The organism is Ensifer sp. (assembly GCF_031989085.1).
Taxonomy (GTDB): Bacteria; Pseudomonadota; Alphaproteobacteria; order Rhizobiales; family Rhizobiaceae; genus Ensifer.
The window spans coordinates 115,743-125,817 of sequence record NZ_DALZXU010000012.1; the positions used below are offsets into that span (position 1 = coordinate 115,743).

8 protein-coding genes are annotated in these 10,075 nt (G+C 65.2%); 1 reads left to right on the forward strand and 7 read right to left on the reverse strand.

From position 1 onward, the window contains the following. Positions 1-199 precede the first annotated feature (199 nt). A complete protein-coding gene (locus RTP54_RS29190; RefSeq protein WP_112810522.1) occupies positions 200-889 on the reverse strand; it encodes a L,D-transpeptidase in 690 nt (229 codons plus the stop codon). 184 nt (positions 890-1,073) lie between these two features. On the opposite strand from RTP54_RS29190, the gene RTP54_RS29195 reads away from it, so the two are divergent. After that, complete coding sequence (locus RTP54_RS29195) at positions 1,074-1,613, forward strand: MmcB family DNA repair protein (RefSeq protein ID WP_112818189.1); 540 nt, start codon at positions 1,074-1,076, stop codon at positions 1,611-1,613. On the opposite strand, the gene RTP54_RS29200 is transcribed toward RTP54_RS29195, so the two are convergent. The 6 genes from RTP54_RS29200 to RTP54_RS29225 form a co-directional block, all read right to left on the reverse strand. After that, entirely contained in the window at positions 1,614-2,198 is a 585-nt protein-coding gene (locus tag RTP54_RS29200; RefSeq protein WP_025425369.1) for an ActR/PrrA/RegA family redox response regulator transcription factor, read from the reverse strand. Positions 2,199-2,280: 82 nt separating this feature from the next. Next, the gene (locus RTP54_RS29205) at positions 2,281-3,585 is read right to left on the reverse strand and encodes an ActS/PrrB/RegB family redox-sensitive histidine kinase (protein WP_162703584.1); all 1,305 of its coding nucleotides are present in this window, start codon (positions 3,583-3,585) and stop codon (positions 2,281-2,283) included. Positions 3,586-3,724: 139 nt separating this feature from the next. Continuing rightward, positions 3,725-6,184: an ATP-dependent helicase HrpB gene (gene hrpB / locus RTP54_RS29210; RefSeq protein WP_312367451.1), complete on the reverse strand. Its 2,460-nt coding sequence runs from the start codon at positions 6,182-6,184 to the stop codon at positions 3,725-3,727. Further along, the gene (locus RTP54_RS29215) at positions 6,181-6,846 is read right to left on the reverse strand and encodes an ATP-binding cassette domain-containing protein (RefSeq protein ID WP_312367454.1); all 666 of its coding nucleotides are present in this window, start codon (positions 6,844-6,846) and stop codon (positions 6,181-6,183) included. Before RTP54_RS29215 ends, hrpB begins: the two co-directional genes overlap by 4 nt. Next, a complete protein-coding gene (locus RTP54_RS29220) occupies positions 6,847-8,523 on the reverse strand; it encodes an ABC transporter permease (RefSeq protein WP_312367456.1) in 1,677 nt (558 codons plus the stop codon). 33 nt (positions 8,524-8,556) lie between these two features. After that, a complete protein-coding gene (locus RTP54_RS29225; RefSeq protein ID WP_312367458.1) occupies positions 8,557-9,783 on the reverse strand; it encodes an ABC transporter substrate-binding protein in 1,227 nt (408 codons plus the stop codon). Positions 9,784-10,075: the final 292 nt, after the last annotated feature.

Here is a 10,075-nt window from a genome sequence, read left to right on the forward strand (position 1 = left end):
CGCTGAATTTTCGATCTTTTTGCGTAACATTTGAACAAAAGTGCCAAAGGGAATCGCGCGCTACCCACCCTGGTTTGAAGCGCTCGAAGCGGGGCAACCCTGCGTATGGTGTACGACGTAAAGCCGGTAAAGTCATGCGGCCAACAAAAAAGCCGCCGGGGAACCCGGCGGCTTCGGACTGGATCATTCCTGTCGCGTCTTACTGCTGGACGACGACGCGCGCATTCTTGCCCGGACGGACGCGCGAATAGAGATCGATGATGTCCTGGTTCATCAGGCGGATGCAGCCCGACGAAGCGGCCGTGCCGATCGACGACCATTCCGGCGTGCCGTGCAGACGGAACAGCGTGTCCTTGCCCTGGTCGTTGAAGAGATAGAGCGCGCGCGCGCCGAGCGGGTTCTTCAGGCCCGGGCCCATGCCGGCCTCGACGTACTTTGCCACTTCCGGCTTGCGTTCCGCCATTTCCTTCGGCGGATGCCACATCGGCCATTCCTGCTTCCAGGCGATATAGGCTTCGCCTTCCCATGCAAAGCCGGCCTTGCCGACGCCGATGCCGTAGCGAACGGCCTTGCCGCCGGGCAGCACGTAGTAGAGGAAGCGGTTCGGCGTGTTGACGACGATTGTGCCGGGACGTTCGCTCGTCGCATAATCGACGATCTGGCGGTGGAAGCGGCCGTCGACCTTGTTGATCGGGATGGCGGGGAGCGCATAACCGTGATCCTCAACTGCGCCATAATCGCCCGAGAAGATCTGATTGGAAGCGACCTGCACGGCCACGGGCGCAGGCTCGCCGCTTGCCGTCTCGGGCTTGGTCGAAGTCGTCGAGCAGCCGGCCACGGCGAGTGTCGCCGCCAGGCTGCACAGGAGGAAGGCATTGCGGAAGCGCATAGGAGTCTCTTAAAATGAGAAGCGAAGAAAAACTGGGTCGGCCCCGACCACCAGTGCCTACGGTTATTTTCGATTAGTTGCTGCTATGCAAGGGATTGCGCGGCGACAAGGCGGCGGGAAAGTGTAAATTCCGTGACGCTGGCTTTTTTGCAACAAATGCGGCAGCACAAGGCAGTTGAGGCCAATGACAATTCTCTCGATCCATGGCGACAACCCCCTCGTCGACGGTCGGCAATCGAACCGCGCCCTCATGGTACGCCGCGGCGTCCAGCGGCTTTTCGCCGAACTGCGCCATTCGGTGCTCCCGGAATTGACGCTCGCCAGCGGCCGCCGCGCGGATCTCATCTCACTGTCGGCGAAGGGCGAGATCTGGATCGTGGAGATCAAGACGTCGATCGAGGATTTTCGGGTGGATCGAAAATGGCCGGACTACCGCCAGCACTGCGACCGGCTGTTCTTCGCCACCCATGGCGACGTTCCGCTCGACATCTTTCCGCAGGATTGCGGCCTGCTGCTGTCGGATGGCTATGACGGGCACATCATCCGCGAGGCACCGGAACATCGGCTGGCACCGGCCACCCGCAAATCGGTGCTGCAGCTCTTTGCCCGCACCGCCGCGCAGCGGCTGATGCTGGCGGAGTGGGCAGCCGAGCGCAACGGCGAACTCGGCAACTCCATTCGCGATATCGTTTCCGGCTCCCGCGACGGGTCTGCCGAAGGCTGATTACTTCGGCGCGCGTTTGGCCAGGATGCGCTGCAGGGTGCGGCGGTGCATGTTGAGCCGGCGCGCCGTCTCCGACACGTTGCGCTCGCACATTTCATAGACGCGCTGAATATGCTCCCACCGCACCCGGTCGGCCGACATCGGGTTTTCCGGCGGCTCGACCCGCTCGCCCTGACGCTGCACCAAGGCTGCGAAGATGTCGTCGGCGTCGGCAGGCTTGGCGAGATAATCGACCGCGCCGAGTTTGACCGCGTTGACGGCCGTTGCGATGTTGCCGTAGCCGGTCAGCATGATCATGCGGGTGTCGTCGCGCCGGCTGCGGATCGCCTCGATCACGTCGAGACCGCTGCCGTCGCCAAGTCTGAGGTCGATGACCGCGTATTTCGGCGGGTTGCCCTTCGCCTTGGCGATGCCTTCGGCAACGGACTCGGCGATATCGACGGTAAATCCGCGCGCTTCCATGGCGCGGGCAAGGCGTCGAAGGAACGGCGCGTCATCGTCGACGAGCAGCAGCGTTCTGTCCGGCCCGATCAGTTCGGCGTCCTGGGCATGCGTGCTGGGCGAAGCTGTCGATTTTTCGGTCATTCTCGCAATCCTTGGGCGAAAATCGGAAGTTTTCGCCGAGATTATAGGTTTTCTGTCGTGCCGTTCAATAAACTGCCAAACGTCATTTCGCCAGTTTCGTATCCATTAGCGCACGCGGCCATTCGACGCTGACCTTGGCGCCCGGACGATCGGGCCCGCCGTTCTCGAAGCGCAGCCGCGCGCCCGAGCGCTCCAGCAGCGTCTTGGCGATGAAAAGCCCGAGCCCGAGGCCGCCGGCGCTGTCGTCCTTCTGCCGACGCGTGACATAGGGCTCGCCGATGCGCAGCAGAATGTCGGGAGCAAATCCGTCGCCGTCGTCGGCGATCGTCACCTTCACATGCTCGGCCGAGTGCTCGACGGTGACGGTCACCTGCTTCTTGGCATAGTCGACCGCGTTTTCGAGCAGATTGCCGAGACCATAGAGAATGCCGGCATTGCGGTTGCCGACCGGCTCCGAGGCCTTGTCGCCCTTTTCGACCAGATTGATATGAATGCCGAACTCGCGGTGCGGCGCCATCACCTCCTCGATCAGCGAGGAGAGCGGCAAGACCCGCATATGCTCCTCGCTTTCGGACGACAGCGTCGTCAACCGCTTGAGGATGTCGCGGCATCGCTCGCTCTGGCTGCGCAACAGGTGCACATCCTCGCCGAAGCGCGGGTCGTCGCCGAGTTCGCGCTCCATCTCCTTGGCAACGACGCTGATGGTCGCCAGCGGCGTTCCCAGTTCATGGGCGGCGGCGGCAGCAAGGCCGTCGAGCTGCGAAAGGTGCTTTTCGCGCTGCAGCACCAGTTCGGTCGCCGTCAGCGCTTCCGACAGTTCGCTCGCCTCGAGCGAGACGCGGTAGGTGTAGAAGGCGGCAAAGGCAGTCATCGACACGATCGCAAACCAGATGCCGGCCGTCAGCACTTTCGGCATGAGCAGCAGCGTGCCCGGATACCAGGGAAGCGGGAAGGGCGAAAAGGCAAGGACGGTAACGCCGATCACTGCGAGGCCGGCAAGCACGATACTGTGCGGCTTTGGCTGTGAGGCGGAGGAAATGATGACGGGCACGCAGAGAAGCGGCGCAAACGGGTTGGCAAGCCCGCCGGTGATGAACAGCAGGCCGGTCAGCTGCGCCAGATCGAGCCCCAGAAGGGCGAAAGCGGCCGGGGGCCGCAACCGGTGCGTCGGTGGGAAGCGCAGCGTCAGGTAGGTATTGACCAGCGCCAGCGTGGCGATCAGTACCAGGCAAGACAACAGCGGCAGTGGAAACTGCAGCCACAAGGTGGTGATCACCACGGCGATCGACTGTCCGCCGACCGCAAGCCAGCGCAGGCGGATGAGCGTCTGCAGCCGCAGGCTTCTGTTCGAGGTCGGGTCGTTGTGTTCCAGTGCCACTGCCGTCATGCCTGCTCGTGTTCCCATTGCCGCGCCGCGCGTCAAATCTGAGACGCAAGGGACGCCGGCTCTCAATCCGCCGCATCAGTTTTTTCCGGATCGCTTCCGATCCAGGGAAGTATCGAGCGGTCCCTTCCAGGGGGCCGCCTCATGTACCACGTGGTTTCGCCCGTGTCGTCGGCGCTGCCTCCGCCGGGTTTTCCGGCCACGGGTGCTTGGGATAGCGCCCGCGCATGTCGGCCCGCACATCCCGCCAGGAGCCAGCCCAGAAGCCTGGCAGATCGCGCGTTGTCTGGATCGGCTGCCGGCCGGGCGAGATCAGCTCGAGCAGCAGTGGCAACCGTCCGTCGCCGATGGCCGGATGTTTTTTGAGGCCGAAGAGTTCCTGCACCCGGATGGAAAGAAGCGGCTCGTCGCCGTCGTAATGGATGGGATGCCGCTGTCCCGTCGGCGCCTCGAAATGGGTTGGCGCCAGTTTTGCAAGCTCCCGCTGGCGGTCGTGCGCAATCAGCGACAGCAATCCCTCGGACAAGGCGCCCGCCTTGATATCGGCGATAGCCGTAACGCCGCTTTGGAATGGCACGAACCAGTCTTCCAGCCTCGCGAGCAGGGCGTCGTCGGAAACATCAGGCCACGGCTCGCCGATCGAGCGATGGAGGAAGCCGATGCGATCGCGCAGCTGCAACGCCTCCTTGGAAAATGGCAGCACGGCCAGCCCGAGCTGACGCACGCCATCGGCAAGCGCCCGTGCCGCACTTTCGCCGGTCGGCCTTGGCAGCGGCGCCTCCTCGAAGATGATCGCGCCGAGCCGCGTGACGCGGCGCGCCCGCACCTGGCGGCTTGCCCGGTCGAAGACGCTTTGCGCCTCCCGCACGATCGCGTCTGGCATATGCGCTTCGACGTCGGCGCGGGAAAGCTCGGCCGCCGCCAGCACGCGCTGGCCGCCGGCACGCCCCGTCAGGTCTGCGATGACAAGCATGTTGGCTGCGGCGAGCCGCTCGGTCTCGGCGATCTCGGCGCCACGACCGTTGGCCATCACGAACCGCCCGCGTCCTCCGCGCTGCAGCGCGATGCGATCCGGAAAGGCGTGCATCAGCAAGGCGCCGGGTTGGATCGGTTCGCTCGAACGTGGTCCGCCCTTGAGCTCGGCTGCCATGCGGCGGGCAAGGTTGCGCGAGGCCTCGGCCCTCTCGCCGCGCTCCTGGCGAAAGCGCCGCAGCCGGTCCTCGAGGTCGATGGCGTTGCCGCCCAGCCCTTGTTCGGTCAGCATGACCGCGAGCAGGCAGGCGGCTTCGCCCTGACCTTCGTCGGCGGCCGAAACGGCCATCGCCGCAAGGCGCGGAGGCAGGGCCAGATCGCGGATCTTGCGCCCCCTTGGGGTCAGCGCACCGGAACCGTCGAGCGCGCCGAGCTCGGTGAGCAGCTTTCGCGCTTCCTGAAGCGTGGTTTCCGGCGGCGGGTCGATGAAGGCAAGGGCCGCGGGATCGCTGACGCCCCAATGCGCCATGTCGAGCAGCAAGCCGGAGAGGTCGCTGGCCAGAATCTGTGGCGGCGTGAAGGCGGCCAGCGCTGCGGTCTGACCGGTATGCCAGAGACGGATGGCTATCCCCGGCTCGGTCCGCCCGGCACGGCCGGCGCGCTGGTCAGCCGAAGCGCGCGAGACGCGCACGGTCTCGAGCCTGGTGATGCCGGTCGAGGCTTCGAACACCGGCAGCCGCTGCAGGCCGCTGTCGATGACGATCCGCACGCCGTCGATGGTGATCGACGTTTCGGCGATCGAGGTGGCGAGCACGATCTTGCGCGTGCCCTTCGGCGCCGGCCGGATCGCTGCGTCCTGTTCCCTCTGCGTCAGGTTCCCGTAGAGCGGAACGACCGTCGTATCCGCCCCGAACCGGTCGGCAAGCCGGGATGCGGTCCGGGTGATTTCGGCCTGCCCGGGCAGGAAGGCGAGGATCGAGCCCTCCTCACTGCGATGTGCCTCGACGATGGCGCGCACGACGGCGTCTTCGACGCTCTCGCCGCCGCGGTCTTGGTTGCGGATCTCGATCGGAAAGCTGCGGCCCTGGCTTTCGACCACCGCTGCGTCGCCGAGCAATCTCGACACGCGCGCGACATCGAGCGTTGCCGACATGACGACGAGCCTGAGATCGTCGCGCAGGGCAGACTGAACGTCGAGCGCCAGCGCCAGGCCGAAATCGGCATCGAGCGAGCGCTCGTGGAATTCGTCGAACAGAACCGCGGCAACGCCGGCGAGCTCCGGATCGTCGAGGATCATGCGGGCAAAGACGCCTTCCGTCACCACCTCGATCCGGGTCCTGGCCGAGACCCGGTTGTCGAGGCGCATCCGGTAGCCGACGGTTTCGCCGACTTTCTCGCCGAGCAGCTCCGCCATGCGGCCGGCGGCCGCGCGGGCGGCGAGCCGCCGTGGCTCGAGCAGGATGATCTTGCCGCCGTTCAGCCAGGGCTGGTCGAGCAGGAACAGCGGCACCAGCGTCGTCTTGCCGGCGCCGGGCGGTGCCGAAAGCACCACGGAGCGGCCCCGGTCGAGGGCAGCGCCGATCTCCGGCAGGACCGCGCGAACCGGCAGGGCGGGCAGGGTAAGCGTCACGATTGCGTCTCCGCTCCGATATGGATGAGTTGACCACCGGCAGCCTCGGCGTCCGCCCGGTCGTGGGTGACCAGGATTGTCGGCAGGCCCGCGATCCGCGCCTTGGCGAAGATCAGTTCGCGCGTCTGCTGCCGCAGGGTCATGTCGAGCTTTGAAAAAGGTTCGTCGAGCAGCAGCAGGCGGGGTTGCGACAGAAGCACGCGCTGCAGTGCGACACGCGCCTTTTGCCCGCCCGACAAGGTCTCGGGATCGCGGTCGAAGAAGCCGCCGAGCCCGACTTCATCGAGCGCGTCTTCTGCCAGCCGGCGTCTGGCATCTCGCCCCCTGATTGTCTCGGGGATGGCAAAGACGATATTGCCGCCGACGGAAAGGTGCGGGAACAACAAGGGATCCTGGAAAAGAATGCCGGCATGGCGCCGTTGCGGCGGCAGGCCGATCAGCTCCTCCTCACCGAGCCGAACCGCGCCTTTGGCGGAAAATTCGGGCTCCAGGAAGCCGCCGATATAGGCAAGAAGCGTCGACTTTCCGGAGCCGGATGGGCCCATCACCGTCAGCACGTCGCCGGGCATCACCGTCGCCGAAACGCAAAGCAGCATCCGTCCGTCGATCGCGATCGTCACATCGCACAACGTCAGAGGCTTGGTCTTGCCCGGTGTCTGCATTCAAATCCTCATGGCCCGTCGCTGGCGGAATAGCAATTGCGGCACCAGCGATGCAACGAGAAAACCGGAGAACGGCAGCAGCGCCTGCACCAGGGCGTAGACGCCGATGATGCGTCGATCGCCGCCTGACGAAAGGGCGACGGCTTCGGTGGTGATCGTCGTCACCCGCCCTGCGCCGATCACCACCGTCGGCAGATAGAGGCTGACGGAGACAGCAAAGCCGACGGCAAGCGCCGTCAGGCAGGCACGAAGCAGCATTGGCAGCCGGATGGTCATGAGGGTCCTGAGCGACGACTTGCCCAGTCCCGATGCGATCTGTTCGTAGCGCCGGTCGAGCGCCCGCCAGGGCGGCCCGAGCGAGAGGAGCACATAGGGCAGAACGAAGACGAGGTGCATGGCGGCAACGGTGGCGATCGACGGTGAAAATCCCACCCCGGTCGCCAGTACCTGCAAGCCGAACACGAAGGCGATTTCGGGAACGAGCAAAGGCAGGAACACGGGAAGCCAGCGGTCGGCCTTGCCGTGCCCGCCAAGCGACAGCAGGAGGATGGCGATCGCAAGCGCTGCGAGCGACGACAAAAGTGCGATGGCGATGGTGGCCGCCAACGGGTCGACCAACCCCGCAAGCGCCCGCCTCCAGGCCGCGATGGTGAGGCTGGTCGGCAGGCGATCGGGGAAAGGCCATAGTCCCGCGATCGACCACAGCGCCAGAAGAGCGAGACCGGTAAAGATCAGCGCCGCCGATAACGCCGCGATCGAGGCTGCCGTCCGGCACAGAAGTCGGTCGGCGGCAAGGCGCCTGCCCGAGGAGCATAGCCGTCTATGGCAAAGGCGGCCGATCCGCTCGATGCCGATCCAGATGCCGATCGCCACCAGACCGAGCGCAAGCTGCACGACGGCGCCGGCCGAGGCCAGAAACCGGGCGCCGACGTCGTCATCGGCAAGCCAGGCTGCGATGCGCACCGGCAGGGTCGGCGGCAGCTGCGGGCCGAGGATCATGGCGACGTCGACCACCGAGGTCGAGTAGACCAGCACCGCAAGCACCGGCAGCCTGATCTGGCGGTAGAGCGCCGGCCACATCGCGATGGCAAAGCCCGTCACACGGCCATAGCCGAGTGCCGACATCAGCCGTCGGGAATTCGCCAATGGCAGCTGCGGCAGTGCCGCCAGCATCACCAGCAACAGAAACGGCATTTCCTTGGCGGCAAGGCCTGCCACCATAGACAGTCCGAGCGGATCGTTGGGGATCAGCCAGTCCGGCGGACGAAGAAAGCCGGTCAGTTCGGGGGAGACAAGTCGAACCAGAAAGCCCGACGGTGCGATCAGAAAGGCGATCGCGAATGCCGATGCGGCGTGAGGAACAGCCAGCAGCGGCGACAGCAGGTGCTGGATGAAGGCGAATGGCCGTGTTCCGGCATAGCCGGCGACGAAGATCGCGACCACGACGAGCGCAATGAAGGTACTGGTCAGTCCCGCGGCCAGGCTGACGAACGCCGAGCGCAGGATATGCGGTTGGGCGGCAAGCGCCTCGAAATGTCCTGGCGTAAACTGCGTGCCACCGAGGGCGGGCAGGTAGCCGAAGGCCGGAAGCACCGTGCCGGCAAGGCCAGCCAGCACCGGCAGGCAGAGCAGCACGGCAAGGCCGGTGCCGATAGGGCGCCGTATTCTCTCCCTCACCGGGATGTCCATCGCGCGTATCGGCGCCAGCCGTCAGTTGCCGGCGCCATAGCGGCGGATCCATTCGGTTTCGATCCGCGTCATCCAGTCCGGATGCGGTTCGGAAAGGGCCGGGCCGAGCTCATCGGGCGGCAGTGTCGCAACGCCGAGATCAAGGGCAGCAAAGGCCGATCGCTCAGCTTCCGGCAGCTTTGCCATCGCCAGTACCGTCGGGTCACCCCAATATTGCGCATCCTGCTTGCGCAGCTGCGCCTCGGGCGAGAGCAGGAAATCCGCCAGCAGCAGCGCGCCGGCCTTGGCATTCGCGTTATAGGGAATGGCAACGAAATGGGTGTTGCCGAGCGTACCGCCGGGAAAGACGAAGGAACGCACGCTTGCCGGCAGCTCGCCGTTTTCGATGGCGGCGGAAGCCTCGGCCGGATTGAAGGCGAAGATGATGTCGAGCTCGCCGTCCGCCAGCTTCTGCTTCATGTCGGGATAGTTCTGCGGATAGGCCTTGCCCTTGCGCCAAAGGTAGGGGGTCAACTGGTCGAGATAGGCAAAGAGCGGTGCCGTGTCCTCCATGAACGTCGCATCGTCGACGGGCTTCTGTAATTTGCCTTTGTCGGCGACGAGTTCGACCAGCACCTGCTTCAGGAACGACGAGCCGATGAAGTCCGGCGGCTGCGGATAGGAGAAGCGGCCGGGATGGGTCCTTGCCCAGTCGAGCAGGCCCCTTGCAGATGTCGGCAGCTCGGCCGCCGGCGTGCGGGCGCTGTCGTGGAAGAACACCAGTTTGGCGCCACCCCATGGGCTTTCGAGCCCTTCCGTCGGCACGGTGAAATCGGTCAGGATCGTCGGCTTCGTCTCGTGGTCGACATAGGCCCAGTTCGGAAGCCGGGTCGCCCAGCCGGGGCCGAGGAGCAGGCCCTGGCGCTTCATCGCGGCGAAGTTCTCGCCGTTGATCCAGATGAGATCGACGCTGCCGCCGGCATCCTTGCCGGCCGATTTCTCCGCCAGCACGCTGGCAACGGCCTTGGCCGTGTCGTCGAGCTTCACGTGAACGACGTCGACACCGTAGCGCGCCTTCATCTGTTCGCCCGCCCAGGCGATATAGGCATTGATGTTGGCAGCGCCCCCCCAGGCGTTGAAGTAGACGGTCTCTCCCTTGGCTTCCGAAACGACGGAAGACCAATCGTCGATGTCGAAGGCGGCCGCAGGGACGGTCAGGCAAAGCGTCGCGATAGCCGCAAGCCCCCATCGTCTTGCCCATTTGATCATGTCCGCGCACTCCCTCGATTGTTTCGGCGCGAAGGTAAGCCAAGTGCCCCGGGCGTCAATGCGCGGCATCGACCGGAACCGTCACGTTTCGGTGAGACGCCCACCAGCATGTTGGGAGCCAGCCAGCCCCGCTCTGGCGCGGATTTGCGGTGCAGGGCGTGCTTCTTCTAGAGCGGCCCGGCACGGGGGCGGGGGATTTTGGGCCGCCAGCGTGATTTTTGACCAACTGGACAAGGATCCAGGCCCGGAACCCGACTGCTTTTGGGCTGTGTTTGCCCTGTTGAAAACCCTC